25 protein-coding genes are annotated in these 26,533 nt (G+C 39.6%); 16 read left to right on the top strand and 9 right to left on the bottom strand.

Going from position 1 to position 26,533, the window contains the following annotated elements; all coding sequences use genetic code 11:
* The first annotated feature begins 138 nt into the window (after positions 1-138).
* The 4 genes from SJPD1_RS11490 to SJPD1_RS11505 all read left to right on the top strand — a co-directional run bounded on the left by SJPD1_RS11490 (position 139) and on the right by SJPD1_RS11505 (position 4,323).
* Positions 139-1,131, top strand: coding sequence for an aldo/keto reductase (locus tag SJPD1_RS11490; protein ID WP_096047288.1), 993 nt, complete (start codon positions 139-141; stop codon positions 1,129-1,131).
* A gap of 3 nt (positions 1,132-1,134) precedes the next feature.
* A complete protein-coding gene (locus SJPD1_RS11495; RefSeq protein WP_096047289.1) occupies positions 1,135-2,277 on the top strand; it encodes an MFS transporter in 1,143 nt (380 codons plus the stop codon).
* Between the two features lie 51 nt (positions 2,278-2,328).
* The gene (locus SJPD1_RS11500) at positions 2,329-3,246 is read left to right on the top strand and encodes an AraC family transcriptional regulator (RefSeq protein ID WP_096047290.1); all 918 of its coding nucleotides are present in this window, start codon (positions 2,329-2,331) and stop codon (positions 3,244-3,246) included.
* Positions 3,247-3,360: 114 nt separating this feature from the next.
* Positions 3,361-4,323, top strand: coding sequence for an MBL fold metallo-hydrolase (locus SJPD1_RS11505; protein WP_096047291.1), 963 nt, complete (start codon positions 3,361-3,363; stop codon positions 4,321-4,323).
* A 6-nt stretch (positions 4,324-4,329) separates the two neighbouring features.
* Here SJPD1_RS11505 and SJPD1_RS11510 read toward each other — a convergent pair whose 3' ends face one another.
* A complete protein-coding gene (locus tag SJPD1_RS11510) occupies positions 4,330-4,953 on the bottom strand; it encodes a YkgJ family cysteine cluster protein (protein ID WP_096047849.1) in 624 nt (207 codons plus the stop codon).
* A gap of 380 nt (positions 4,954-5,333) precedes the next feature.
* On the opposite strand from SJPD1_RS11510, the gene pstS reads away from it, so the two are divergent.
* The 7 genes from pstS to SJPD1_RS11545 all read left to right on the top strand — a co-directional run bounded on the left by pstS (position 5,334) and on the right by SJPD1_RS11545 (position 13,215).
* Positions 5,334-6,329: a phosphate ABC transporter substrate-binding protein PstS gene (gene pstS / locus SJPD1_RS11515; protein ID WP_096047292.1), complete on the top strand. Its 996-nt coding sequence runs from the start codon at positions 5,334-5,336 to the stop codon at positions 6,327-6,329.
* Between the two features lie 78 nt (positions 6,330-6,407).
* Positions 6,408-7,274 carry a phosphate ABC transporter permease subunit PstC gene (gene pstC, locus SJPD1_RS11520; RefSeq protein WP_087439290.1) on the top strand — a complete coding sequence of 289 codons (867 nt, stop codon included), beginning with the start codon at positions 6,408-6,410 and terminating at the stop codon, positions 7,272-7,274.
* Positions 7,267-8,112, top strand: coding sequence for a phosphate ABC transporter permease PstA (gene pstA / locus SJPD1_RS11525; protein WP_087439291.1), 846 nt, complete (start codon positions 7,267-7,269; stop codon positions 8,110-8,112). The genes pstC and pstA overlap by 8 nt, the downstream gene beginning before the upstream one ends.
* A 9-nt stretch (positions 8,113-8,121) precedes the next feature.
* A complete protein-coding gene (gene pstB / locus SJPD1_RS11530; RefSeq protein WP_096047293.1) occupies positions 8,122-8,913 on the top strand; it encodes a phosphate ABC transporter ATP-binding protein PstB in 792 nt (263 codons plus the stop codon).
* 166 nt (positions 8,914-9,079) lie between these two features.
* The gene (locus SJPD1_RS11535; protein ID WP_096047294.1) at positions 9,080-10,681 is read left to right on the top strand and encodes a methyl-accepting chemotaxis protein; all 1,602 of its coding nucleotides are present in this window, start codon (positions 9,080-9,082) and stop codon (positions 10,679-10,681) included.
* Between the two features lie 9 nt (positions 10,682-10,690).
* The gene (locus tag SJPD1_RS11540) at positions 10,691-11,464 is read left to right on the top strand and encodes a dioxygenase family protein (RefSeq protein WP_096047295.1); all 774 of its coding nucleotides are present in this window, start codon (positions 10,691-10,693) and stop codon (positions 11,462-11,464) included.
* A 149-nt stretch (positions 11,465-11,613) separates the two neighbouring features.
* Entirely contained in the window at positions 11,614-13,215 is a 1,602-nt protein-coding gene (locus SJPD1_RS11545; protein ID WP_096047296.1) for a methyl-accepting chemotaxis protein, read from the top strand.
* A gap of 40 nt (positions 13,216-13,255) precedes the next feature.
* Here SJPD1_RS11545 and olsF read toward each other — a convergent pair whose 3' ends face one another.
* Positions 13,256-14,971, bottom strand: coding sequence for a bifunctional ornithine lipid synthase OlsF (olsF, locus tag SJPD1_RS11550; RefSeq protein ID WP_096047297.1), 1,716 nt, complete (start codon positions 14,969-14,971; stop codon positions 13,256-13,258).
* Positions 14,972-15,103: 132 nt separating this feature from the next.
* Here olsF and SJPD1_RS11555 point away from each other — a divergent pair, with 132 nt between their 5' ends.
* The 4 genes from SJPD1_RS11555 to SJPD1_RS11570 all read left to right on the top strand — a co-directional run bounded on the left by SJPD1_RS11555 (position 15,104) and on the right by SJPD1_RS11570 (position 18,400).
* Positions 15,104-15,772: a phosphate signaling complex PhoU family protein gene (locus SJPD1_RS11555; protein WP_096047298.1), complete on the top strand. Its 669-nt coding sequence runs from the start codon at positions 15,104-15,106 to the stop codon at positions 15,770-15,772.
* Positions 15,773-15,844: 72 nt separating this feature from the next.
* Positions 15,845-16,519, top strand: a complete 675-nt coding sequence (locus SJPD1_RS11560) for a response regulator transcription factor (RefSeq protein WP_087439298.1) — start codon at positions 15,845-15,847, stop codon at positions 16,517-16,519.
* Positions 16,513-17,913 (top strand): sensor histidine kinase, encoded by a 1,401-nt coding sequence (locus tag SJPD1_RS11565; protein WP_096047299.1) that lies wholly within the window; start codon positions 16,513-16,515, stop codon positions 17,911-17,913. Before SJPD1_RS11560 ends, SJPD1_RS11565 begins: the two co-directional genes overlap by 7 nt.
* A gap of 67 nt (positions 17,914-17,980) precedes the next feature.
* Positions 17,981-18,400 (top strand): acyl-CoA thioesterase, encoded by a 420-nt coding sequence (locus SJPD1_RS11570; protein WP_096047300.1) that lies wholly within the window; start codon positions 17,981-17,983, stop codon positions 18,398-18,400.
* Positions 18,401-18,406: 6 nt separating this feature from the next.
* Here the strand turns inward: SJPD1_RS11570 and SJPD1_RS11575 are convergent, their stop codons facing one another.
* From SJPD1_RS11575 to SJPD1_RS11605, 7 genes are read right to left on the bottom strand one after another with little or no spacing between them, the layout of a single operon-like run.
* Positions 18,407-18,982 (bottom strand): GDYXXLXY domain-containing protein, encoded by a 576-nt coding sequence (locus tag SJPD1_RS11575; protein ID WP_096047301.1) that lies wholly within the window; start codon positions 18,980-18,982, stop codon positions 18,407-18,409.
* Positions 18,979-20,328, bottom strand: coding sequence for a DUF2157 domain-containing protein (locus SJPD1_RS11580; RefSeq protein WP_096047302.1), 1,350 nt, complete (start codon positions 20,326-20,328; stop codon positions 18,979-18,981). The genes SJPD1_RS11575 and SJPD1_RS11580 overlap by 4 nt, the downstream gene beginning before the upstream one ends.
* A 21-nt stretch (positions 20,329-20,349) precedes the next feature.
* Complete coding sequence (locus SJPD1_RS11585) at positions 20,350-20,673, bottom strand: DHCW motif cupin fold protein (RefSeq protein ID WP_226372196.1); 324 nt, start codon at positions 20,671-20,673, stop codon at positions 20,350-20,352.
* A 16-nt stretch (positions 20,674-20,689) separates the two neighbouring features.
* Positions 20,690-24,754 carry an NACHT domain-containing protein gene (locus SJPD1_RS11590; RefSeq protein ID WP_096047304.1) on the bottom strand — a complete coding sequence of 1,355 codons (4,065 nt, stop codon included), beginning with the start codon at positions 24,752-24,754 and terminating at the stop codon, positions 20,690-20,692.
* A 12-nt stretch (positions 24,755-24,766) separates the two neighbouring features.
* Positions 24,767-25,051, bottom strand: coding sequence for a nucleotidyltransferase family protein (locus tag SJPD1_RS11595; RefSeq protein ID WP_210394366.1), 285 nt, complete (start codon positions 25,049-25,051; stop codon positions 24,767-24,769).
* Positions 25,052-25,053: 2 nt separating this feature from the next.
* A complete protein-coding gene (locus tag SJPD1_RS11600; protein WP_096047306.1) occupies positions 25,054-25,455 on the bottom strand; it encodes a nucleotidyltransferase substrate binding protein in 402 nt (133 codons plus the stop codon).
* A gap of 42 nt (positions 25,456-25,497) precedes the next feature.
* Positions 25,498-25,845, bottom strand: coding sequence for a winged helix-turn-helix transcriptional regulator (locus SJPD1_RS11605; protein WP_096047307.1), 348 nt, complete (start codon positions 25,843-25,845; stop codon positions 25,498-25,500).
* Between the two features lie 124 nt (positions 25,846-25,969).
* Between SJPD1_RS11605 and SJPD1_RS11610 the strand changes: the two genes are divergently transcribed.
* Entirely contained in the window at positions 25,970-26,533 is a 564-nt protein-coding gene (locus tag SJPD1_RS11610) for an NAD(P)H-dependent oxidoreductase (protein ID WP_096047308.1), read from the top strand.

Below are 26,533 nucleotides of genomic sequence, written 5' to 3' on the forward strand. Positions count from 1 at the left end.
ATGTAAAATGCTTATCACCTTTCTCTAAGCCCAATTCTTTGCAGAATTAGGCAATGATATTACACAATCGTTCTACCCTCCCAGAACCTTTTCGTTTTATACTTTCATCACCAATATGATTACATGGAGATGACATCAATGAAGACTAAAATACTTGGAAAAACGGATAGTAAAATCTCAAGCATCGGTCTTGGCTGTATGGGTATGAGCTTTGCCTATGGGCAAAAAGATGATAAGGAAAGCCTTGCCACACTGAGCCGTGCTTTGGAACTTGGCATCAATTTTTGGGATACGGCGGACATTTATGACAATGGCGTGAATGAAGAACTTATTTCCAAAGTCCTCGTTCCCAATCGTGACAAAATTTTTATCGCAACTAAATTTGGCTTCCGCACACGAAAAACACACGGTGATGCTTTTGAGATGTATGTGGACGCTTCACCCAAACACGCCAAAGAGGCGGTTGAAAAGAGCCTTCAACGACTGGGTATTGATACGATTGACCTTTACTATGCCCATCGTGTTGACCCGAATATTCCTGTTGAAGAGACCGTGGGGGCAATGAGTGAACTCGTTAAAGAGGGAAAAGTACGTTACTTGGGACTCAGTGAATGCACGCCTGAGGATTTAAAAAAAGCCCATGCGACGCATCCCATCAGTGCCGTACAAAGTGAGTATTCTCTTTTAACACGCGGCGTGGAAGCCGAGATTTTACCCCTAACCAAAGCACTTGGCATCAGTTTTATCCCTTTTTCACCGCTCAGTCGTGGACTGATGAGCAATGCTTTGGATGTAACGACTCTTAAAGAGGGCGATTTTAGAAAGACACTGCCTCGTTACAATGGTGAGCATTTGAAGAACAATCAAAACCTTGCCGCAGCTTTTGCACAGTTTGCTTCTGAAAAAAACTGCACCCCTGCACAACTAGCCATTGCTTGGGTCATCGCTCAAGGCGATAATATTATCCCCATTCCTGGAACCAAACGAAGAACGTATTTGGAAGACAACTCAGGAGCGGTTGATGTGAACTTAAGCCTTTTGGATTTAGAAGCCATAGAAGCTATCGTTCAACGCTATCCCAATGTGGGACCTCGTTACAATGAGCGTGAAACAAACTATATCAAAAAGTAAGCTATGAGCAATCAACAAAAAATCTACTTACTCGCTTTTATGAGTTTTTTGGTCGGCACCTCACAATATATTATTGTAGGGGTGTTAGACCAGATCGCCACTTCCTTAAATATTTCGCTTTCCAAAGCAGGGCAACTCGTGAGTGTGTATGCCCTTGCCAGCGCTATTGGTGCTCCTTTCATCATAATGATCACGGCAAAAATGAGTCAAAAGACACAACTCATCCTCTCGTTGATTATCTTCATTATCGGCATCTTTGCGATGCTGTTGTTTCAAAGTTACCTTCTCATTGTCATCTCTCGTATGATTGTAGGTGCGGGTGCGGGTGTGTTTATCGTCATCGCGTATGGCATCAGTGCGCAACTTGCCGAAAAAGGCAAACAAGGGGTTGCCATGGCAAACATCGCCATGGGCTTTAGCCTCGCTTTGGTTTTGGGAATTCCTCTAGGGCGTATGATTACGGCTGTTGCGAACTGGCAAACTATTTTTTGGATGATTGGCATTGTGAGTGTGCTCTGTTTGGTGGTCATACATAAAAGTATTCCAAAAACACTTTCGCAGACGCCTATTGCGCTAAAGGTGCAACTGTTATATCTAAAACAGCCCAAAATTTTGTCTGCCCTTGGGGTAACGTTTCTCTTTTTTATCAGTTATGCCGTGATTAACACGTACATCATGCCACTTCTGTTTTCCATCCGTACGATCAGCGAACACGAAATCAGCACGATTTTATTAGCGCTGGGAATTACGAGTTTTATTGGAACAAAACTCGCAGGTTTTTTAGCCGATCACGTCGGCATTGCACCCACGCTCATAGGTAGTATGTCGCTTTCTTGTGTCATGCTTGTACTTCTTCTTTTGGTGTCCCATTCACTGGTTTTGACATCGCTCTTACTTCTTATTTGGATAAGTGCGGCATGGACATTTGGACCCGCACAGAGTATTCATTTAGCCTTTATTGCGCCTGAAGCTTCTGGCATACTGTTAAGCCTAAATATCTCATTTGTCCAATTTGGCTTTGCCACTGGTGCAGCACTTGGAGGCATCAGCATTGCCCATTTACCGATTCATTCTCTGTATGGCATCGCCATTTTTTTTGTATTGGTGGCACTTGCGCTATTACTCTTGTCGCGAAAATGGCATTGAAAATTCTTTATCCCTGTGAACGTGTTATAATTTTCTAATAAGGAGTTTCTGATGGATCTATCCTCCAAACGCTACAAAGAAGAGCTCATTCAAATTATTTTGGCAAAACGCGATGAAGAAGGCGCGATGAAAACTGCCATTCCCTCGTTAAGTTTTTACACCACAACGACAAACACCGAGTGCATTCCTGCCATTTATGAACCCTCCTTGTGCCTTGTGTTACAGGGCGCTAAAATTTTACTCTTGGGAGGAACGTACTATCGGTATGATGCTTCGGGTTATTTGCTCTCTTCCACACACATGCCCACACGCGTTCGCATTACAGAAGCTTCAACAGAGCATCCTTTTATCTCATTGAAACTTACTTTTACGATGGAAGATATTTTTGAAGTGATGAAAGAAACGGAACCCAAAACGATGTGTGTGGCTATGCGAACACCCGAACGTGGTCTCTGTTTTGGAGAAAATAACATGCCATTGCTTGATCCACTCATACGCTTAGTGCGCCTGCTTGAGACACCTCAAAACATCAAGTTTATGGCTCCTCTTATTATGAAAGAGCTTTTGTACATCGTGATGAGCGATAAAGGTGGTGAATTTTTGCGAAAATATTTGATGGATGGCAGTAGTACACAACAAGTTGTGAAAGTTATTTCAAAAATTAAAAATGATTTTGCCGAAAATATTAATATAAAAGATCTTGCCAAAACGTTTGCAATGAGCGAATCTTCGCTTTACCATAACTTCAAAAAAGTCACTCTCATGAGCCCGTTGCAGTTTCAAAAAACACTAAGACTTGAAGAAGCTAGGCGTATGCTTTTAACGCAAGGTCTTGACGCGAGCGATGTTGCTTTCGCCGTTGGATATGAAAGTCCATCGCAATTTAGCAGAGAATACGTGCGTATGTTTGGACTTCCACCTAAAACATATGCAAAAACGGTTCATCACGATGCGGAAAATATTGCCTAATTTTTTACATGTAATCTGTTACATGTAAAAGTTTTATTGAAATATGCAACTTTTATAGAGAATTGTTCTACACTTGATGATGCAATCACCTTTATATTCAAACAAAGATTCCCTATGAACACATTTAATTTTGATCCTAAAACACAACGCTTTCATAATCTCTATCCTATTAAAACACCTAAAATGACCTTGAAGCAAAGCCTTCGCGCAGTTCAGGAAATTCTTTACAAATCAGCTCAGAAAATCCCCACAAGCAAGATACCACAAATCAAACCCAATCTTGAAGTATTTGAAAAAGCCAGCGATAGGCTCAAATTTATCTGGTTTGGGCACTCTACGGTTCTGCTCAACATCGATGGCATCAAAGTGCTCTTTGATCCTATGTTTTCACGCTATGCCTCGCCGATCAAAGGACTCATTAAACGCTTTCAGCCACCCGTACTGATGCTTAAAGAGTTGCCTCCTATCGATATTATCATTATTTCACACGATCATTATGATCATTTAGATAAAAAGAGTGTCCAATTTTTTAAAGACAAGGAGACACGCTTTTTGGTACCTCTTGGCATTAAGCACTATTTGATGAAATGGGGAATATCGGAGCAAAAAATTGTAGAGCTTGATTGGCATGAATCCTATCAAATGGACTCTATACACATTACAGCCACCCCTGCGCACCATTTTTCAGGCAGAAGCCTTCTGGGACACAATAAAACACTGTGGGCTTCATGGGTGATCAAAGGAAAACATGCAAACGTCTTTTTCAGTGGAGACTCGGCGTACAGTCCCCATTTTAAAGAGATTGGTGAACGCTATGGAGCATTTGATGTGGCTTTTATGGAAAATGGTCAGTATGATAAACGCTGGATGAATGCCCACATGATGCCAGAGCAGACTGTTCAAGCGATCAAAGATGTGCAAGCAACGTTTTTTGTTCCCATTCACTGGAGTATGTTCAGGCTTTCGCCCCATCATTGGTTAGAGCCTATCATCCAATCGCTGAAAATTACACAAGAGCAAAATGTCCTGATGCTCCATCCTTTTCTGGGCGAAATTATGAACATTCCCTTACATTAGGGAGGGCTAAGAAACCTCTAATTCTTGATCTTTCGTTTGCGTATAGAGCCAGAAATGTTTTAAAGACTCTACGTGCATTCTGATGTATTGATTATCACTGGGTTGTGTGTATTTTAGAAGCGATATTCCCAATAAATCACCCACATATTCAAAATGATCCAAATTGTGAATACTTTCAAAAAAAGCATGAGTTGCTTCAAGTTTTTCAACGAAATTTTCTAATCTTTTGGTTGCAAATGCACTGTTTAACTGCCCATCACGGCATAAAGAGTATCCAGACTCCTGATTGACAGAAGGGCAAGCGGTGTCGATCAATATATGCTCAAAATAAGGACTAACAGGGTAAAGCTTACATGCAGGTGGTCTTTGCAAGTAGATGCTACATTGTTGGTTAACATAATATTTACAATAATTCTTTCCATCATTTAAAAGAACATACGCCACCAGTTTTTGCTCTTTAACACTAAAAAGAATCGGAAAATTTTTATAAACCTCTTCGAAATCTTCTAAGATCAGAGGAGACGCGGCAAACCCTTTAGCCCCATTGCAACAATGTCCTTCGCAGGTTGAACAACCGTGAAAATGAAAATCGTGACTTTTGATATTGACAAAACTTCCTATACTTTCCATAAACCCCACTTTGCTATCAACGTTATTATGTGTCTTTACATGTAAAACCATATGCTACATAAAGCCTAAAAAAGCATTATTCATTCCTTGTTGGTTGAAGGAAAATTCAAAAGGATGTGTTATTTTTGGAATATCCACTTTTTTGGATTATAATGCTTTACATGTAAAAGCTAACTAAAGAAGTTTACCCCCTAAAACCCTAGAAATTGTTGCCTATAAAGCGTTTTGGATATTCATCTTTAAGAAAGATTTTTAACTATTTCTTTTTGAAAATCCATCTCCATTGAGTCATAAAACCCTGTACCTGTTGTAATCAAATCGTAATTAAATCCCACTAAAATTTGAACGTTACAAAACCAAACTTGACAAAAAGGATTTCTATGAAAAAAATGCTCCTTCTTTCTGCATTAGCAGCGGTTAGCCTTATTGCAGCAGATAAAATTAGTGGCGCAGGTGCGAGTTTTCCAGCTCCAATTTATTACCAATGGGCTCATACGTATGAGGCAGCAACCGGTATTCAAGTCAATTATCAATCCATCGGTAGTGGCGGTGGAATTAAACAAATCCAAGCACGTACCGTAGACTTTGGTGCATCCGATGAGCCATTAGAGCCAGCTAAACTTGCGGCAGATAAATTATTACAATTTCCAGCGGTTGTCGGTGCAATCGGCTTAGCCTACAATATCCCAACACTTGAAGGTAAAGAAGTCAAACTTTCGAACGCTGTTGTTGAGGGAATTTTCATGGGTACGATTACCAAATGGAATGATCCAAAAATCGTAGCAGACAATGCTGGCGTTACACTTCCTGATTTAGCAGTCACTATTGCTCACCGTTCAGATGGTAGTGGTACGACATGGAACTTCACTTACTGGTTAGATAAAATTAGTCCAGCATGGCATGAAAAAGTGGGTTTGGGTAAAACCGTTCAATGGCCAATTGGTATCGGTGGAAAAGGTAACGAGGGTGTGACTAACATGATCAAACAAACTCCAGGTTCAATCGGTTATGTTGAAACTTCGTATGCTGAGAAAAACAGCCTTCCTATGGCAACGATTCAAAGTGCTGAAAAAACATGGGTAAAACCAACCACTGCAACGATTAAAGCAGCGGCAGCCAATGCTAAATGGAAAGCAGAAGAAGGATTTTATCAAATCCTAGCGAACCAACCAGGTAAAGAAACCTATCCAATCGTAGCGGCAACGTTTATTTTATTGCCAACGGAAAAAGTAGCTGAAAACAAAAAAGTAGCAACATTCTTTGACTACTCGTTTGAAAAAGGTGCAGAAGAAGCACAAAAATTGGGTTATATTCCCCTTCCAAAAGAGACAATTACCGCTATTGTTGCTTATTGGAAAGCTAACGGCGCTAAATAATACTCAACTATTAAGCAAGGGTTTTCCCCTTGCTTAGCGTACTTTTTTATCTTGATAAGACAAGGAACCATTGAACCAATGAAAAACTTTAATGTTGGCGATTTTATATTTGAAAATCTCTCACGAGTGATGTCACTCTCCGTACTTTTAATTCTTGTGAGTATTTTTTATGTCTTGTATGACCACGCTAAACTTGCCATTGATGTCCTTGGACTCAAATTCATTTTTGATACTGATTGGGCGCCTAACCTTGAAAAATTTGGAGCATTTCCAGCCATTTATGGAACACTCTCCAGTACGACCATTGCTATGGTTTTAGCAACACCCATTGCCCTTGGTATTGCTATTTTTCTCTCTGAAATTGCAAGAGGACGTTTCAAAGCATTGATTGGAACTATGATAGAACTTCTTGCTGCAATTCCATCCATCGTTTATGGTATGTGGGGTCTCTTTTTCTTTGTGCCCATCATTCAAAAGCTAACCCATAGTTCAGGTATTGGTACACTGACCGCGAGTGTCATTCTTGCGATTATGATCATTCCTTTTACTGCCGCTGTTTCGCGTGATGCCATGGATACCACACCCGACATTCTCAAAGAATCAGCCTATGCACTGGGCGCTACCAAATGGGATGTCATCAAAGATGTCATTATCCCTTTTGCTAAAGTCGGTGTCATTGGCTCAATCATCCTCTCGTTAGGTCGTGCGCTTGGTGAGACAATGGCAGTTACCTTTGTCATGGGCAATAGCACCAACATGCCCTCTTCCATCCTACAGCCAGCGACCAGCATTCCGGTTATTTTGGCCAATGAATTTAGTGAAGCCGATGGCGATTTATACTACTCTAGCCTCTTTTATTTAGCGCTTATTTTGTTTGTCGTCAGTTTCTCGGTTATCGCCGTTGCTAAATTTGCCTTTTTACGAAAAGTGAGAAAAAATGGTTAATACGTCTTATAAAAAACGAAAAATCACCAACATCATCGCCCTTTCCCTTGCCTTCTTCGCAACCGCGATTGGTATCTTTTTTCTCTTTTGGATTTTAGGGGTGCTTTTGGTGAATGGACTTTCCCATATATCCCTTGATCTTTTTATGAAAGATGGTGCACCTCCAGGCATTGCACCCAGTGGTCTTCGTCATGCTTTAGTAGGGCATTTAATGCTTACGCTCTCATCAACCATTATTGGGGTGCCGATGGGACTTTTAGCAGGAACCTACCTCAGTGAATACGGTAGAAATTCACGTTTTGCCAATTTTACACGCGACATTTCAGATATCATGATGTCAGCCCCTTCAATCATCGTGGGTGTCTTTGTGTATGGTATCTTGGTCATGCCGATTGGGCACTTTTCAGGATGGGCAGGCAGTGTTGCACTCGCCATCATCATGATTCCTGTCATTATTCGCACCACCGATGACATGCTAGCTCTCGTTCCCATTGAACTCCGTGAAGCGGCCTACGCGCTGGGTGCTCCTAAATGGAAAGTCATCATCCAAGTAGTGTATAAAGGGGCGATTACAGGCATTACCACAGGTATACTTTTAGGGGTTGCAAGGGTTGCAGGTGAGACAGCTCCACTGCTCTTTACTGCCTTTAACAACAACTTTTTTTCACTCGACATGTCCGAATCCATGGCATCGCTCACCGTAACGATGTTCAACTACACCATGAGCCCTTACGAAGATTGGCAAGCCATCGGCTGGGCAAGTGCGGCTATCTTAGCCTTTGCCATTCTTGCCATTAATATTGGTGGTCGCCTTCTCATTAAGAAAAGAAATAAATAAAGGAATTTTATGTCTACGATTATTACCATGAATGATCCGCTTGAGCTCGAAGTTAAAAATTTTAATTTCTTTTATGCAGGAAAAGATGAGCCCAACCTCAAATCAGTCGATATGCCTATTGCAAAGAAAAAGGTTACGGCTCTTATTGGACCGAGTGGTTGCGGCAAAACAACACTGCTTCGATCGTTCAACCGTATGCATGACCTCTACCCAGGAAATCGCTACGAAGGAGAAATTCGCTTTCACAATGACAACCAAAACCTCTTAGATAAAGAGATTGATTTGATTGCACTTCGCATGAAAATAGGGATGATTTTTCAAAAACCAACCCCCTTTCCGATGAGCATTTTTGACAATGTCGCTTATGGTTTACGTTTACAAGGGCAGAAAGATAAAAAAATACTGGCAGAAAAAGTGGAAAAAGCGCTTCGTGGTGCGGCACTTTGGGACGAAGTGAAAGATCGCTTGAAAGATGGCGCTTCAGCGCTTTCAGGAGGACAACAACAACGTCTTTGCATCGCTCGTGCCGTTGCGGTTGAGCCAGATGTTTTGCTATTTGATGAGCCTACCAGTGCACTTGATCCTATCTCAACCTTAGCCATTGAGCAGTTAATCATCGAACTTAAAGAACAACTTACTGTCATTATTGTCACCCATAACCTTCAACAGGCCGCACGTCTTTCAGACTATACCGCGTTTATGTATTTAGGCGAACTCATAGAACTAGGTGCGACCAAAGATATGTTTGTTAATCCGCAAGAACGCCTCACAGAAGAGTACATCACAGGAAGATTTGGATGATCCCAATCTTCCATTATGCTCTTTACATGTAAAACTCACAATTTCTTCATAACTCGTCCAAATTACTTATTTTACAGCACCATACACAGCTTTCGTTATTGCATTGTTTAGTATACCGATGTATAATTGCATGCTAATTTTTAATTTATACCCATAAGGATTTTTTATGTTAACTACGATTCGTGCTAAACTCTTCTTCTTGCTTTTTGTTGTTCTCTTAGGCACTGTGAGTCTTAGCTATTTACTCATTTCCAACACCAATGGTGCGGAAAAAGCATCAAGTCAAATCCAAACGACAGGAGACATTTCCAAATATACGGCGCAACTTTTGATGTACGCAAGAGGCTATCAACTCTTTTTTGATCAAGAATCATTGGACTCCTATAACCTCTCTTATAAAAATCTATCTGACAATCTTGATACATTGCAACAAAGACTTCAGTTTAAAGAGAACATTGATCGTTTAAGTCAAATTAAAGAAGATCTTCAAAAACATCATACAACCAATGCAGCCCGTATCGAAATTATGAAAAAATATACCACACAGATCACTTCACCCGAATTTCTTGCATCGGCTGATGGTAAAAAATTTACGCAATTAACCGCGCAACTTCATACTGAAAATATTTCCCTTGAAGATCAAGTGACAAAATTTTCAAATGCTATTATGGCTTATGAAGATGCGCAACTCGAAAAGTTTAGAATCATTGGTATTATGATGGCTCTTGTTATTTCAGGTCTGGTCTCTTTTTTATTCTGGTTTATTGCCAGTCAAATTAAACGCTCCATCCGAAAATCTTCCGATGAATGTAATTATATTGGTCAAAACAAAGACTTAAGTCATACGATTCAAACCCTTGGTAATGATGAAATTTCCCAAATGATGACAACGGTTGACACCCTCCTTTCTCAACTCAGTACCGCGATTGATGGTGCGAAGCGTACCGCTTTAGAAAATGCTGCCGTTGCCGAAGAGCTCTCTTCAACCTCATTAGAGATCGGCAAACGTACGGAAGATGCCGCCAAAGAAGTTGATGAAACCGTCATAGCCACACAAGCCGTCGCTTCTATCTTAAAAACCAGCGAAGAAAGTTCTACGCATTCAGGCGATATGATTGCCAGTGTTGCCGATGAGTTAGGCGATGCCTCAAAAGAAGTTTTAGCCGTCTCGTCCGATCTTCAAACCATTGTGGTCAGTCAAACCGATCTCTCCAGTAGACTTGAGCATCTGGATCAAGAAGTTTCACAAGTCAGACAAGTACTCTCTGTTATCTCCGATATTGCAGAACAGACCAATCTTTTGGCTCTTAATGCCGCCATTGAAGCAGCGCGTGCAGGGGAACATGGACGTGGTTTTGCTGTCGTTGCCGACGAAGTGCGTAAACTGGCTGAACGTACCCAAAAAAGTCTTGTGGAGAGTAATGCAACCGTTGCTGTCATCGTTCAATCCGTCACCACATCAACCGAAATGATGAAAAAGAGTGCAGAGGAAATCCAAGCGCTTGGACTTCGCGCGGAGACAACCCAATCGTTAATGCTCAAAACCGTAGACAATATGAATGAAGCAAAAGAGCTTGCTCTGGGTACGGCAAAAGACGCTAAAGCGGGAAGTACCAAATCAAATGAAGTGTTAGTTCGTATCAATAACATTCACCAACTTTCTACTACTAATGCTCGTAGTGTTGAAGAAATTGCAAGTGCCGCTGAACACCTCTCTAAACTTTCCAACGACTTAAGTCATGCACTTTCAGTGTTTAAAACTGCCTAAGGAGCCGTAATGTCAGAAATTATGCCTAGCCTTTTTTTGGGGCATGGATCACCCATGAATTTAATCTTGGAAAATAGCTTCACTGAAGCCTTGGAAGCCATCTCACGCGAGCTTCCTACCCCAAAAGCCATTCTGGTTATCTCCGCGCACTGGTACACTACACAAACGGCTGTGAGTATCAGTTCAGGTATTGCGTATGAGACGTTGTATGATTTTTACGGCTTCCCACCCTCTTTGTATGAGCTGAATTATCCATCGCCAACCAATAATACCCTCTCCAAACGCATCGGTGATCTTTTGGATGTGCCTTTGATAGAGCGCGGATTAGATCATGGTGCATGGATGCCATTGCACTTTCTCTTTCCCAAAGCCAACATTCCGATCATACAACTCAGCCTCAATAAAAACCTTCCACTCGCTTTACATGTAAAGATGGGTGAGCAACTTAAAGTGCTCCGAGAAGAGGGCATTATGATCATAGGTAGTGGTAATATCACGCACAATTTAGGGCTGGTTGATTTTTACAACATCAATGCTCCCGCCGTAGAATGGGCCAAAAATGTTGACAATTTTGTCGACAAAGCGTTTACATGTAACGATACGGATGCACTGATCAGAATTGAGTCATTATGCCCTGATTTTAAAACAGCACACCCATCCATCGACCACTATTTACCGCTGCTTTACATCGCAGGGACACGTAAAGAAGCAGATGAAGTCAACATCATCACACCCTTTTTCCAAAATGCCAGCCTCTCCATGCGAGGTTTCATACTCCATTAACACCGCTTTTGCTCATAAACCCTTGGTATGTACATGTTTATCAAGGGTTAAATCTCTTGACATGTAACGTCAATATCACGCCAAATCTCACACAGAACAACTACAATTAGAACAATAATAAATTAAATTCTAAATATAAGGAACATTTTATGTTTCAAACCATCCAAGCAAAACTGCTTTTTTTACTGGCGATTATTCTCATAGGCACTCTTGGGCTTAGTTATTTGCTGATTACCAACGGTAATCATGCGCAAACAGCCGTGGCAAAAGTGCAGACCATCGGTAAACTTCCACGCTATACAGCAGAGCTTTTGATGTACTCTAGAGGCTATCAAATTTCATACAATCAAAAATTTATGGATGATTCCTACCAAGCACAAACTAACCTTATTCAAGCCATTGACGACCTCAAACCTTTGCTCACATCAGCCAAAGAGATCGAACTTTTGGAGGTCATTCATAAAGGTGTCGAGGAATTCAAGGCATCAAGTACCCCGCGCTTTGAAATGCTAAAAAAATACAAAGAGACGACGAACTCGCCTGAATTTCTAGCTACTCCAGAAGGCCAAAAGTTTACCGAACTGACCAACATCGGCAGAACCGCTTTCATTTCGATCTCAAAAAATTCCGATGAACTCTCCAAACTCATCGAACACGATGCAGGCACCACACTCAGCAAGGCACAACATGTGGGAATTGTCATGGCACTTCTCATTTTGGGGTTCACCACCTTTCTGTTCAGATACATCGCCCTTAAAATTAAAAAATCTCTCACCAAAGCGGCACAAGAGTGTGAGTACGTTGGGCGTACGAAAGATTTGAGCCATTCGATTGAGATTATGGGAAATGATGAAATTGCTGACATTATGCGCACAATCAATGCTCTTTTTGATCACTTACGTACGGCGATTGATGATGCGAAACGCACCGCAATGGAAAATGCCGCTGTGGCAGAAGAGCTCTCTTCCACCTCGCTTCAAATCGGAAAACGCACCGAAGAGACGGACCAAGAAGTCGATCATGCGGTCAATACCACTAAAAAAGTTGCAAGTATTTTACAGACCAGCGAAGAAAATGCTCAACATGCAGGCGTAGTAATGCAAAATGTTGCCCATGAACTCAATAATGCTTCAGAAGAAGTCCTTGCTGTTTCCAATGATCTTCAAACCGTTGTTGTCAATCAAACCGATCTTTCCGCACGTTTAGAGCAACTTGATCAAGAAGTTTCCCAAGTCCAACAAGTCCTTTTGGTGATCTCCGATATTGCAGAGCAAACCAATCTTTTGGCACTGAATGCTGCCATTGAAGCAGCACGTGCGGGTGAACAAGGACGCGGATTTGCCGTTGTTGCTGATGAAGTGCGAAAACTCGCAGAACGTACTCAAAAAAGCCTCGTGGAGAGTAACGCTACCGTCGCGGTTATTACCCAATCGGTCAACACCACATCCGATCTTATGAAAAAGAATGCGAAAGAGATTCAGTCTCTTGGAAAGCGTGCAGAAAACACCCAACAGCTGATGCTCAAAACCGTCAGTAGTATGAATACAACGGCAAGCATTGCAGAAGGTTCTGCACACGAGGCCAAACAGGGAAGCACTGAAGCTACTGTTATGCTAGAGCGTGTTGCAACCATTCATAAACTCACCTCTACCAACGCCAGAAGCGTCGAAGAGATCGCCAGCGCCGCAGAACACCTCGCCAAACTCTCCACTAGTCTTAGCAACGCACTTTCTGCGTTTAAAACCGCCTAAGCTAATAATAAAACCAAGCCCATATTAGGGCTTAGTTTTATTAAGCTCCTTTGATATACCGCGTCTTCTTAGCCTCTTTGATTTTAGCGATGTCGACTAAAATAAAGCTGTCGACACAGTTGGCGAACTCTTTGTCAATGTTAAAATCCAAAAAGTAAATGCCACCCTCTTCGCACAGTTCGGTGTATTGTTTGTAAAGCGTTGGAACACTGAGATCCATCGAGGAAAGCTGCTCTTTAAGAACAGTAAAATCCTCTTTATAGTCATCGCCTTTAAAAAAGGCTTGCGCCTCTTCTTTTTCCGCTTTGCTCATAAAAAAACGATTGCGTGCACTCACCAACTCTTTGGGTGTTGAAAAGTAGAGTGCATAAAAGGTCACAATAAGATTTTTGGCAATCTTGGGATAAACATCACTCAAACTCACAGGACCGTACATGTAACGAATATGTGGGTTTTGAAACAGATACGCTCCAATACCTTGCCAGAGGTAATCCAGCGCCCTACTTCCCCAATAACGCGGTTGCACAAAACTACGCCCTAGTTCAATGGAGTTATGTAAATAGGGCTCAAATTCAGGAGTAAACTCAAACAGAGTTTGTGAGTAAAAGCCATCTACACTAAAATATTCGCTAATAAAATTCGCCTCTCCAATGCGGTATGCTCCTACCACCTCAAGCTCTTCATCATCCCATAATACAATGTGTTTATAGTGTTTGTCAAAGAGGTCAACATCGCGTTTCCCACCCGTCCCCTCTTCCACTTTTCGAAACGTAAATTCTCTAAGTCGTCCAATTTCGCGCATCAAAATAGAGCCACTCTCATATTCGTAGAGATAGATTTTTTTTCCATCGCTGGTTTGACCCAAAAGTTTTGACTTTTTAAGCTCAGAGCGAATTGCTTTGCGCTCTTCAGGATGTGCGATAGCGGTTTGTGTTGCAAAAATCCCTTTTTTACCTTTACTGATTTTATAGAGATGTTTTTTGAGCAAATTAATCAATGTATTTTCGCCGAGCTCTGACTTTTGAAGCGTTTTATAGGCAATCATTTCACCCACTTTGAAGTTGATCACTTTAGAGCGCTTTTTAAACATCTCACTGGCAAGCAAAATCATCGAAAGCTTTTTGTTAATCATCGAAATCGTATAAAATAGCGGTGAATTTTTAGCATCAATATAAATAGGCAAAATAGGCGAATTACTCTTTTGTGCAAATTTGAGGAACCCTTTTTTCCATTTCGTATCTTTGATGCCAGTGGGATGCGCACGTGACACTTCACCTGAGGGAAAAACGATGAGTGCTTCATCATTTTCAAGCGCATCGTAGACTTTCTTGATTGACTCTTTTGCCGTAGCCCCAGATATATTGTCGATGGGAATGAGCAAACTCTGTAAAGGCTCTATCTGCATTAAAACATCATTAGCAATCACTTTGACATCGCTACGTATCTCTTTGATTAACGCAATGAGTGAAAGCGCATCCAATGCACCTAAGGGATGATTGGCAACAATGATCACACGACCAGAAGAGGGGATATTGGTTTTATCTTTATTAGAAACCGTGTAGCCAAAATTGAAATACTCCAAAACGGCTTCCACAAAGTCAAATCCACGATACGCTTCCCCATGAATAAGAAAGGTGTTAATCTCATCTTGATGCAAAAGTTTTTTCAGCAGATAAATCAGACAATTTTTCACAATTGTTGGATAATAGACAATACTAGGATACTTGAGGTGTAATGCTTTTTCAACATCAACCATGAATACTCCTTTACTTTTTTGGCATAGTATAAAAGGAGCTCATTACGATACGGTAACGAAGGAGAGCTTTTTATGTTACCATATTGTAATGATTTCCTATTAGAATGGGAGCAAATATTATAAGGAATACAAATGCTTCAAAAGTATGAAGAAAGACTCAGTGAAATCAAAAAAATGCTCTTGGGTTTAGGATCAGATATTATCATGGCAAGTGAAAAAGCACTGAGTGGCATGGAAAGTTTAGATGCGACTCGTTTTGAATCTGCTCGCACTTTACTCAAAAATGTAGAGACCCAAGCCAACGCGATTGATAATGAAATTGTTGTGACATTAGCACTTTTTGGCCCTGAAGCAAAAGACCTTCGTAAAATGGTCGCTTACCTTAAAATAACCAATGAACTTGTCAAAATTGCTGAGAATATCCGCAGTTTCAGCAAACGTATGGCACTCCATCTTCAAGGGGATGTTCCATTGATCTCACTACACGAATACTCAACACACCTGTGTAAAACTTCCGTTCAAGCCGTTACGTTAGCTCTTGGCACGATTGATATTGGCGATAAAGATACGCTTGAAGACACCTATCGCAAAGTTAAAGTGGAAGAGAGTAAAAGTGACGATCTTTACTCTATTTTGGAAAAAAATATCTTAAGTGACATTACAAAAACCATCGATCAATCGGCTGATTTTATTCAGATTTTAAGCACTATGCGCAAATTAGAGCGTATGGCAGATCGCAGTGTCAATATCGTCCAACTCATGATTTTTTCACGTGTGGGCGGAGAGATGAAAACGTATTAAAATTCTGCCACGAAAGTGGCTAGCGTAGCGTGTTGGGCTTTGCCCAGAAAGCATGTAAAATTCAGAGGTAAAATGAAACAGACTATTTTGATTATTGAAGATGAGGAAGATCTTTTAGAACTTTTAGAATACCATTTACAAAAAGAAGGCTATGAGACACTCGGCTTTTTGAGCAGTAAAAATGTTGAAAAATGCCTTCAAGAAGAGCCCATCGACCTCCTCATCGTTGATCGAAATTTACCAGGCGTTGAAGGCAGTGAGTTTGTTGAGAGCTTACGTAAAAAAGGGTTCACACAAGCCGTTATTTTTGTCACCGCAAAAGACAGTGACACTAACATTGAAGAGGGTTTTGTGCGAGGTGGGGACGACTACGTGACCAAACCGTACAATATGAAAGAGCTTCTTTTACGCATTAAAGCGATTCTCTCTCGTACCGCACCCAAAAATGAAAAATCATTACTCTCTTACCGTGACCTCAGTCTCGATCTTGAAGCACACCGTTTACATGTAAATACCAAAGAGGTCGAACTGACCAAGCTTGAGTTTGACCTCTTACGCACCCTCATTGAAAACAAAAGTTCTGTTTTAAGCCGTGAATTTTTATTGGAACACGTTTGGAAAAATGATGAATTTTTTCAAGATAAAACGGTCAATGTCGCTATTAATCGCCTCAAACAAAAAATAGACCCTACCAAAGAAAAAGAGTATATCAAGTCCATTTGGGGTGTAGGCTATACTCTATGCTAATGCTTCACCAACACATCACACGAGCGCTCCTTGCACTTTTTTTAACAACACTCTTGCTCTCAGGTGCCATCAGCTACTTTGCCATCAAAAGTGACAACATTGATCACTACTGCAGCAACCTTGAGTCCCATATTAATATTTTGGTACGTGAATTACCGCAGATGAATGACCTTGATGATTTTGCAAAACGCTTTCGAGAGAGTACGGATATTCGCTTTACCCTTATTAATGAAAGTGGCATGGTCGTCACGGACAGTGACCATGACAGTGAAACGATGGATAACCACTCGCATCGTGAAGAGATGATTAAAGCGGGCAAAGCCTCGTTTGGTTACTCTATCCGTTTCTCCGATACCATGAAAAGTAATTTTTTATACGTGGCACACCGCTTTAGTATGAATGATCATATTTACTTTTTACGATTGGCAAAAAACATCGACACCATTATGCATAACTTCTATGCCTTATGGTTTAAAATCGCCATTATCTTTACCGTGACAATTCTAATGGGATTGTATGGGGCGTATCGTTTTAGTCAAAAAATTCGACAAGAGATCGATAACATTGTCGAAAACCTTCAGCAAATTGCTGACAAAGATTATAGAATTAAACTCTCTTCACACTTTAGTATGGAGTTTTTAGAAATCTCCAATTACCTGAAAAAATTAGCTTCTAAACTGGAAAAAAGAGCCAAACAAAAACGAAAATATACGGCTAAGATCAAGCTGATCAGTCAACAACGCAGCGATGTTATTTCTGCCATTAGCCACGAATTTAAAAACCCTATCGCTTCCATCATGGGATACGCTCAAACACTTCTGGATGATCCCAATACCAATGCGCAAATTAGGGAGCGCTTTTTAGGAAAAATTGTCCAAAATGGGCAGAAAATATCCAATATGATCGACCGTTTAGCGCTAACAACCAAATTTGAAAATGGTGATTTTATAACCCAAAATACCACGTTTGATCTGGTGAAGCTGACCCAAGAGATCGCGCAAGGTTTTAGAGAAAAACATCCAACACGTACCATTCATACGGAACTTCCTGAAACCTATATGGTGTCGGCAGATCGTACGATGATAGAGCTTGTCATCTCCAACCTCATCGACAATGCCCTCAAATATTCTGAAGAAACTATTACCCTTGTCCTTGAGAATGACGCTTTACATGTAAAAGATCAAGGCATGGGGATCAAAAGCGAAGAGATCGAAAAAGTAACTCAAAAATTCTACCGCTCGAATTCACACTCATGGGACAACTCCATGGGACTTGGGCTTGCATTGGTAAACTACATTCTTAAACTTCACAACACCACACTAGAGATACAAAGCAGCTTAGGTGTAGGATCTGATTTTTCATTTAAATTACCTTCAAACAATACTGTATTATGATATGCCATTCAAAAAGAGGCTAACGCTTTAGCTTCTTTTTCATTATTTTGCATCAAAGGCTTTACATATGTACAATATGGGTGAACCGCGCATCAAAATTGTTGCTATGCCAAAAGATACCAACCCCTCTGGCAATATCTTCGGAGGCTGGATTATGTCACAAATGGACATCGCAGGAAGCCTCGCTGTACGCGATCTCAACGTTGGGCGTGTGGTAACGGTTGCGGTACAATCTATGGAGTTTCGTGAAGCGGTCAAAGTGGGTGATGTACTCAGCTGTTATGCCAAAATTATCAAAGTGGGTAAAACATCTCTTACGGTGCGCATTGAAGTCAACGCCGAACGCTCCATCGAAGGGGCACACCGTTGTTTACATGTAACGAGTGCCGTGATTACCTACGTCAACGTTTCATCGGATGGTAAAAAAATGCCCATTCCCTATACCGATAACGAACTTATTGCACTTGGTATTGAAGTAAAAGCGTAACGGCTTTTACTTCTCAAGAACAAATTGACTCAGTGGGGTATCTGCGACCATCAAATCTTCGATCACTCCTTTACCCTCTAAAATTCTAAGCTTTGCGCTTACTGTTATTCCACTATTTTGTCTTAAAACTTTTTCGGCTTTTGGCGCTAACTCTTCACGCATGTAAAAACGATCAAACGGCAATGAAAAATAGACGAGTTTTGAGACATCTTCTTTTTGAGGCATACTTTGGTAGCGTGGTTCTACATTCACTTCTAAAAAATTTCCGCTCAGTGGCTTTGTAAAGCGTATCTCTTTGATGTTATCCTTTTGATCACTGTGTTCAAAAATAGCATATGCCTTAGGACGTTCTCTCATAGCCTCACCCTCAGCTAAAGGGGCTTTTGTAGCCGTATCAAAACGAAGTGTGACATAACGTCCCCTAAATGGATCGTACGGATCAAGTGGCGATACTTTCAAATAAAAGACTTCGCCCTCTTTGAGAATGCGCTCATAACTTAGGATCTGAAAAGCAATAACACCCACTTGTACGACACACAGAAATCCAAAAAAAATCCATGAAAGAAGTTTTATATTTTTCATGCGCTTGCCCTCAACTTTCGTCGTACAAAGGCATTGATAACCAAGAATAGCACCCCCGTTACGATAAATGCCACACCTTTAGCCACCAAATCAAACTTGGCATCCATAAAGTGAATCCAAACCGTCAACGCGATTAAAATCATGCCTTGATTGATCAGTCCTAAACGCCCCTCTTTTGCACCGCATACGATCATCCACGAAGCCCCTAAAAGTAAAGAAGCATTGATAAAGAGCATTGAAGCCAAAGCAGATACTTCGTGATGACTTTGAAGCTGTGTGTATATCAAGAAAATGACAGGGGTCAGTATGACAAGCACTTCGGCGGGAACCTTTTTAACCTTTTGTAAAAATAGCACTAACAGTGCTACAAAAAGCACGATTAGACTGATTGCCAGCCAACCCATCTGGCTAGGTGCTTGAATCATTGAATCCGCCCCATCCAGCCACATTCGTGCTCGAAATGAAACCTGAGTCAGTACCAAGAACAAAGCTCCAAATTTTCCGATGCGTTCAAAAGGACGTTGCCATGTTTTTTCACCATGCGAAAGATACAGCATTCCTGCCATGTAATACAGTGCAAAGAAAAGTGCAAAATAATTCACCATGCTACGTAAATGAGGCATAGCACGCGTTTGCGTTAAGATTTCAACAAGAAAAACAAGAAAAAGTGAGATCGCAAGTCCCCAACTAAGGAGCAAGGTACCATTGGCATTTTTTGCTGTTCTCAGTTGCCACACATAGTAGCCAAGCCAACAAAGCATAATTCCTAATAGTGCCCATGTGCTGAGAAAAGAGTCTGTATTCATCTCCAACAATGCACTCAAATCACTTCGATGACTGATCCACACAACTGTCCATAAAAGGATCTGTAACAATGCAGCACCTGAAGAAGGAAGTAACCATGCAATACCAAAGGAGAGTAAGAGCCAAAGACTTAGAAAATCAAAAACCGTGCCACCCAAATGGTACGTCTGCCCAATGATCGCCAACGATGCACCCATCATCAAAAACCAAAGGATACCACTCCCTTCCAGCAATGCAGTGTCGTTTGGCTTGTAACGCTTAACCCAAAAGGAAAACGCTTGTGCACCCACTAAAAGGACAATGGCGAACAGTGTACGCTCCAGATGCCCCAACGCATCCCAATTGTACGCCAAAAGGGAGATAATGCCCAATCCTACAAGGGCAAACCCAAGTAAGCTAAAGGCTATGCCCGAAGAGCGCTGAGATGATTTTTCGCCTTCATAACGACTTAAAAGTACCCTCGCACTCTCCTGTGTAACTATGCCCTCATTCACCCACGAAGGAAGCTCCTTCTCAAGCCATTGGTAATTCTCTTTGCTCATAACTACCTTTACATGTAAAGATCAATCAACGATAAACAGCTTCGCGCCACTTGGCGTATACGAACGGTGTGCCATCGTCTCATCCGCCACTTCATAACTCATACCCGCTTGAAGAAAATGAACTTCTCCATTCATGAGTTCCGTGTAAAGCTCACCCTCTAAACACAAAAGAATATGCCCTTTTTGGCACCAGTGATCGGCTTTATACCCAGCAGTATACTCCACCATACGCACACGAATGTTGCCACACTGCTTCGTTCGCCAAAACGCACTGCAGCTCTCACCTTTGTGTTCTACTTTTTCAATATTTTCCCAATCAGTTGTACCAAATGGGATGTCGGTCATTTGCAGTGTGTTTTCCTTAGTCTATTTTACAGTTTAAACCCATAACATTTATATTTAACTCATCTCTATAAAGCTCATGAAGATTTTGTAACTGTTTTTCAAAATCTTCTTTTGAACTTCTAATATTAAAAATTAAAAAGATACCATAATCCGAATGTGACCCTTGGATATACTGGTGTAATTTTTTAACATACTCTTTGCCAATCTTTTTTCTAGCATCGGCTTCCATATTAAAGTCCAATTTCAACTCTAACAATATCTGCCCAATAAATCCGTAAGAAATCGTATAATCAATACGCTTATCATCCATTAACTGTTCTTCTCGATGTAACCTAAAATCTGTTGCTCTAAAACCATGCTCATATAGCGCTAATTTTATCGGAGGCATGAGCGTTTTGGATATAAACTCTTCTGCATCCAATTTCTTTTCTTTTCTAGCCTGTAACTCAATATGTTTATACGCACCCTCATCTTCAACCCATTGTTTCAAATCTTTTTCAATGACACGTTTGATAACTTCCAAAAGATGCGATGTCGAAGCAATAGGCAAATACAATTTATCTTTAAATTCTCTATATTTTCTTAGTGCATCTGCCATATTTGACGGTTTAGCGATGGCTTCTAAGTAGCTCTTCTTAGCTTCATCAAACCCATACTCAAATGATCCTAACTCAAGCTCATTTTGATTGCGAAGCATAAAGCTTTCCATTTTATGAATAGGCTCAAACGAACCTAAATGGCGAAGTTGTTTGAGGTGGTTGGTGACAATTTTTTCTAAAAATTCAGCGTTAGCGTGTTTCTTCTCTTTGCGTAAAGAAGAAGCTAATACCAACAAATCTTCATCTATCTTTTTCGTGTACTCTTCATGATGTATCAAAAGTTGATTTAAACTATTTTGCCCACGATGATCGTCCAAATCTGTCATAAAGGTACTGTCTTTTCCCTCTGGTACATGTGTGGTCATTGCTGTTTGTTTGACGTACTCAATCACTTCAGCAAACGCTTCTTTATCATCATGCTTCATAACCAAAGCTTTTAAAAACGCTTCTTTCAAGTCCTTTTCTAACTCTGGTTTTTTTCGCATTGCATCAATACGTTTTTTTGTTAAAACTTCAGGTGGCAAAATATCGACTATCTCTTCACGAATATGCTTTGCAATTTTTTGATTTGCAATCATTTTTAAAAGTAACGGCTCTGCCTCTTTGATGCGTAGATTTTGATACATCTGCATAAAATTCTCAGGCGAGCGCATTGCTAAGTCATCTCTTCGCTTTCCTGCATAAACATCTACTACATCTTGAAGTGCCTTCGATGATGGTTTGCTAGCAAGTTCAAATATCATTTTATCATTACTATTTGTGCTAAAAGGAAGATAACGGAAGGCATTGTCTACCATCATTTGATCCGTTAAAACAATTTTTTCATGGTACAAAAAATTGATACAACTGTACAAAAATGGTACTTCCCAAATCTGGTATGAATTCTCCCCGCTTCGTTTCACTTTTCCATCAAGAGGATTATTATGCAATAAAATTTGGTGTGACAAAGCAATCATACGTTGTCGATTGATTTCATAAGCAGGACATTGTTTAAGCTCTTCTTGGTGCGAGATAAAAAATGAAAACAGATCTCTGTGAAATCGATCTAGCACTGGTTCTATTTTATAAAGCCATTGATCACATAAACTTTTTTGCTTTTTTGGTGGGTGCATTTTTGCATATTTTGCTTGAGCTTTGTTTCTCTTTTGTATTTCTTTATGAAACAATGAATGAATTTTTTCTTTTACCTTTGAATTGAGCGTTTCTGTATAGAACAAATTTATCATTAAATCTTCTAAAGTAAAGCTTGAATGTTCCATCTTTTTAAAAATATTCAAAATAATGTCAAAATTATCGACTGTTATAAAAGGAAAGAGGTTTAAAATAATAAATTCTTGAAACTCAAAATAATATATTTTATCGGTATTTAGACGCGTTATTAACTCTTCTAAAAGTTCTTCCAAATACTTTTGATTATCTTTTATAAGCACATTTACAATTAATCGTATAAAAACTTTATAAGCATCGCTATAGTGGAAATTTTTATAAAATACTTTTAGAAGAAATTGATTTAAGAGATCACGAAGTGTATCATTGAGAACATGCGCGATATTTTCAAATAATATTTCAACTTGCTTTTCACGTAGACCAAGATAATGATATTTTAAAGAGTAATGTTCTTGTTCTCTTTGAAGGAACTTACTTAAAATATATTCAAGAGCTACAGATGTTCTACATTCAGAAATACATTCAAATACATCAAAACCACTGATTCTATTTCTATCTACTTTATTTTTATTAAAAAGCTTTTCTGCTTCAAAATAGACATCAATGCTAAAGCTATCTTCAGGCGCTATTTCACGGCATGTTCGTGCGTACTCATGCTGAAGCTGAACGCCCTTTTCAAAAATGAAACGATGGTTTTTCACCCACTCAAAATCATTTTTTGCAAAGATAGAAGCATGGCTGACAATTGTTTCATGCAAGTATTGATTTTCTTTGACATCCATTTGTAACCACGCAGAAAATGTCTCTTTCCATGTTTTCAGTTGTTGCGCTGAGAGTTTGCCTTTTTTATACACTGAGCTTATCAACTTAACAGCGTTTCTTTGTTTTGACATGTGCCATGTTTTAGATTTTGCACTTTCAAGAATCAGTGCATAATGCTCACTTTCACAGTAAAAATTGGCTAGTTTATCCGCCAACCTCCATAAAGATTTGTCATGCCTCGTATAGTAATCAAAAACAATGTTAAAGATGCGAGATTTTGTTTGAAAGTCGATTGTTTCAGCATTGATTGAGACAAGGATGTCGAAATATTCTTCCCTTAAAACCCTCTCTTTATGTCGTTGTACAAATGCAATAAAAAGCTCTAATAAAGTACTGTTTTGATCGATAAGAAAAGGTGTGACATAAAACCAATTTGCAAAAATTTCTTGAAGTGTAGGCTCCATTGCTAGGTCAAAAAATCGCTGATCAAGCTTATCAAAACGAAGTAACTCTTTTGCTGCTAAAAAGTCTAAAAACGTCTGGTTTTCAAACTCGACAAAATCAAGATTGTCTTTTAAAACACTTCGGTCATAGAGAATATTAAGTAAATCATCTCTAAAGATAATTTGACTAAAATTTGATTCTACCGAATCAAAAATAGTCATTAGTTCATCTTTGCTGATTTGTGAAACCTGATAAATTTTCATAATAAATGCAATTTTTTCTAAGACTCTTTTAATCACATCATACTGAGACTGAGGAGTTTTAACATCTCTTTCTTTGTCTAATTTTCGATAAATAAAATGGTTAAATAATTCGATACGACTCAATTTTATGATTTCTTCTATCTTCATATCTTTTGTTAATTCACAAAAATAGTAGAGGTAACGAGGTGTTTGTAAGATTTCAAAGAGACCATTTTTTTGAATCTCACTAAAAATAAAAGAAGCTTTTTGTGCATCAAAACTTTCCATATAGTCTTTGATTTGTTTACCGTAAAACTTGTCAATTTCGATGAACTTAAAGGCAAGCGAAGCCACATCAAAGTCCATCTTTTTAAGATGATGCGTGCGACATGATACAAATAGTTTAGCAAGAGAATTTTGTTGCATAAACGTTTCGATCATTTCCATAAAAGTGTAGAGTTTTTCAAAGGGGAGTTCATCAAGAGCATCGATGCAAATCAATGTGTTTTCATCTAAACTTGCATCATCCGTATTGGAAAATTTTGATTGTTTGAGTAAATCTTGCTCTGATATATTTGGGTCAATTTCTTTACATGTAAGAATATTTTTTGCAATATCGCTGTCAATAATTTTTTTCGCATCCAGATAAAAAGCTTTTTTTTGATGTTCGTGTGCTTTTAAAACAAGCTCTTTAAAAAGCCGTGTTTTACCAAATCCAGGTTCCCCGACAAACAAAAGATACTTCTCCTCAAACAACTCTGCAAAAGTGGGATGTTTGACATCACGTACAAACATCATTTCAGGTTCAAGATTAAACAAGTCATCAAGTGTTTTATACAGAGAAAGCGTTGGTGCAATATATGTCATAGCTTTACCTTACTAAATTTTAATACCACCCTCATCTATCGACTTTCTCAACGCATCATCGCTAATCTTATCATAAATCACAACATCAAAAAAATAGGGTAAATTGGTCTCTTCATCAAGTTTATATTTGAGTTTTGAAAGGGTATTAAGGTCGATATTTTTACCCTTAATGGCAAGATCAACATCGGAAGCTTTTTTGTGTGTTCCTCTGGCTCGAGAGCCAAAAAGAATGACCTCTTCGATGGCATCAAACTTAGCAAAAACTTCACGCAAGGTTGAGAGTTCTGTTTCACTCAACCCTAGCATGTCTTTTTTGCCAATACATCGTAGAGTTTTTCCATCATCGGGTAGTAGGTTTGAACAATGAGTTTTTCAAGCTCATCCAAGATAGTTTCATCGTAAGTATGCGCACTAAGATTGCGTTTTTCGAGTGCTTCAAGCCACAAAGCACCATCGTCGATGAGTCCGTATTGGAACGCTTGTTTGATGCTCTCACGAGGACTTTTGACTTCATAACCCTCCGCTACCAGATAGTCTTTCATCACTTTCCACGCTAACTCAAATCCCACTTCAAAAAACTGGATGAGCCCTGCTTTTTCGATCTCATTCAGGCTCTCTTTTTCAACTGTCATTTTAAGATGCCTAAGAGATTTTTGATAATTTGTAAAACGTTGTCTAAAGCGTATTAATGTATCGCTCATCACTTCACCTTTTTGAACCAATCGTATTTTTACATGTAAAGCTTATTTTACATCTCTTTTACAGCCATATTTTGCGGCATAGATTTCGCCAAATGCGTGCATAGAATCAAGCACTTTTTTAAGCTCTAAACCAATAGGGCTAAGGGCGTACTCCACACGTGGAGGTACTTCAGCAAAAACTGTTCGCTCAATGATATGATCGGCTTCTAACTCTTTGAGTTTTTGTGTCACCGTTTTTTGTGTCACTTGTGAAAAAGCTTCACAAATGTCTTTAAATCTTTTTTGTCCGCCTAATAATATATAAACGATAAATATTTTACTTTTGTCGTTTATAATGTCCAATGTCAATGCTACAGGGCATTGCAACTCTTTTACGTCTGTTGTTATCATTGTTGTCACCTCTTAATTTGTATTATACCATAATCACCATTTTTGTTCTTTACTTACTTTTTATTCTATAATAAACTTTAAGGTGTTAAGAGGTATATTTTTCTAAATTTTTAGGAGAGATACTATGAAAAAAACATTGATTATTTTTGCACACCCCAACATCACGGAGTCCAAAGTCAACAAAGCACTTCTTGAGAGCATCAAAAATGAGCCAAATATCACCGTACATGATCTTTATGCAACGTATAAAACCGTAGAGGCTATTGATGTTGCTAAAGAGCAAGCCCTTTTAGTCCAATATGATCGCATCATTTTCCAATTTCCACTCTACTGGTATAGCACTCCTGCTATGTTAAAAGAGTGGCAAGATAAAGTTTTGGGATATGGTTTTGCATATGGCCCAGAGGGTAGCAAACTGGCAGGAAAAGAGAGCAAAATCATTGTGAGTGTGGGTTCACCTGAGTACGCTTACCAAGCAGGTGCGTACAATAACTTTACGCTCAGTGAATACTTAAGACCGCTTTACTCAACCATTGTCTTTACAGGGATGGAATTTAAAGGGATTTTCGCATCTTATGGGGCGATGAAACTCACCGCAGAAGCGCTTGCAAAGGATGTTAAAACCTACCAAACCATCTTGCATACAGATGACTGGAGCACTTCCCTTTTCAAATTTTTAGCAGAGTAA

This window comes from Sulfurospirillum diekertiae (assembly GCF_002309535.1).
Classification (GTDB): domain Bacteria; phylum Campylobacterota; class Campylobacteria; order Campylobacterales; family Sulfurospirillaceae; genus Sulfurospirillum; species Sulfurospirillum diekertiae.

Coding starts and splice junctions, on each gene's coding strand:
- SJPD1_RS11490 (WP_096047288.1), top strand. CDS start 139: ATGAAGACTAAAATACTTGGAAAAACGGATAGTAAAATCTCAAGCATC.
- SJPD1_RS11495 (WP_096047289.1), top strand. CDS start 1,135: ATGAGCAATCAACAAAAAATCTACTTACTCGCTTTTATGAGTTTTTTG.
- SJPD1_RS11500 (WP_096047290.1), top strand. CDS start 2,329: ATGGATCTATCCTCCAAACGCTACAAAGAAGAGCTCATTCAAATTATT.
- SJPD1_RS11505 (WP_096047291.1), top strand. CDS start 3,361: ATGAACACATTTAATTTTGATCCTAAAACACAACGCTTTCATAATCTC.
- SJPD1_RS11510 (WP_096047849.1), bottom strand. CDS start 4,953: ATGGAAAGTATAGGAAGTTTTGTCAATATCAAAAGTCACGATTTTCAT.
- pstS (WP_096047292.1), top strand. CDS start 5,334: ATGAAAAAAATGCTCCTTCTTTCTGCATTAGCAGCGGTTAGCCTTATT.
- pstC (WP_087439290.1), top strand. CDS start 6,408: ATGAAAAACTTTAATGTTGGCGATTTTATATTTGAAAATCTCTCACGA.
- pstA (WP_087439291.1), top strand. CDS start 7,267: ATGGTTAATACGTCTTATAAAAAACGAAAAATCACCAACATCATCGCC.
- pstB (WP_096047293.1), top strand. CDS start 8,122: ATGTCTACGATTATTACCATGAATGATCCGCTTGAGCTCGAAGTTAAA.
- SJPD1_RS11535 (WP_096047294.1), top strand. CDS start 9,080: ATGTTAACTACGATTCGTGCTAAACTCTTCTTCTTGCTTTTTGTTGTT.
- SJPD1_RS11540 (WP_096047295.1), top strand. CDS start 10,691: ATGTCAGAAATTATGCCTAGCCTTTTTTTGGGGCATGGATCACCCATG.
- SJPD1_RS11545 (WP_096047296.1), top strand. CDS start 11,614: ATGTTTCAAACCATCCAAGCAAAACTGCTTTTTTTACTGGCGATTATT.
- olsF (WP_096047297.1), bottom strand. CDS start 14,971: ATGGTTGATGTTGAAAAAGCATTACACCTCAAGTATCCTAGTATTGTC.
- SJPD1_RS11555 (WP_096047298.1), top strand. CDS start 15,104: ATGCTTCAAAAGTATGAAGAAAGACTCAGTGAAATCAAAAAAATGCTC.
- SJPD1_RS11560 (WP_087439298.1), top strand. CDS start 15,845: ATGAAACAGACTATTTTGATTATTGAAGATGAGGAAGATCTTTTAGAA.
- SJPD1_RS11565 (WP_096047299.1), top strand. CDS start 16,513: ATGCTAATGCTTCACCAACACATCACACGAGCGCTCCTTGCACTTTTT.
- SJPD1_RS11570 (WP_096047300.1), top strand. CDS start 17,981: ATGTACAATATGGGTGAACCGCGCATCAAAATTGTTGCTATGCCAAAA.
- SJPD1_RS11575 (WP_096047301.1), bottom strand. CDS start 18,982: ATGAAAAATATAAAACTTCTTTCATGGATTTTTTTTGGATTTCTGTGT.
- SJPD1_RS11580 (WP_096047302.1), bottom strand. CDS start 20,328: ATGAGCAAAGAGAATTACCAATGGCTTGAGAAGGAGCTTCCTTCGTGG.
- SJPD1_RS11585 (WP_226372196.1), bottom strand. CDS start 20,673: ATGACCGACATCCCATTTGGTACAACTGATTGGGAAAATATTGAAAAA.
- SJPD1_RS11590 (WP_096047304.1), bottom strand. CDS start 24,754: ATGACATATATTGCACCAACGCTTTCTCTGTATAAAACACTTGATGAC.
- SJPD1_RS11600 (WP_096047306.1), bottom strand. CDS start 25,455: ATGAGCGATACATTAATACGCTTTAGACAACGTTTTACAAATTATCAA.
- SJPD1_RS11605 (WP_096047307.1), bottom strand. CDS start 25,845: ATGATAACAACAGACGTAAAAGAGTTGCAATGCCCTGTAGCATTGACA.
- SJPD1_RS11610 (WP_096047308.1), top strand. CDS start 25,970: ATGAAAAAAACATTGATTATTTTTGCACACCCCAACATCACGGAGTCC.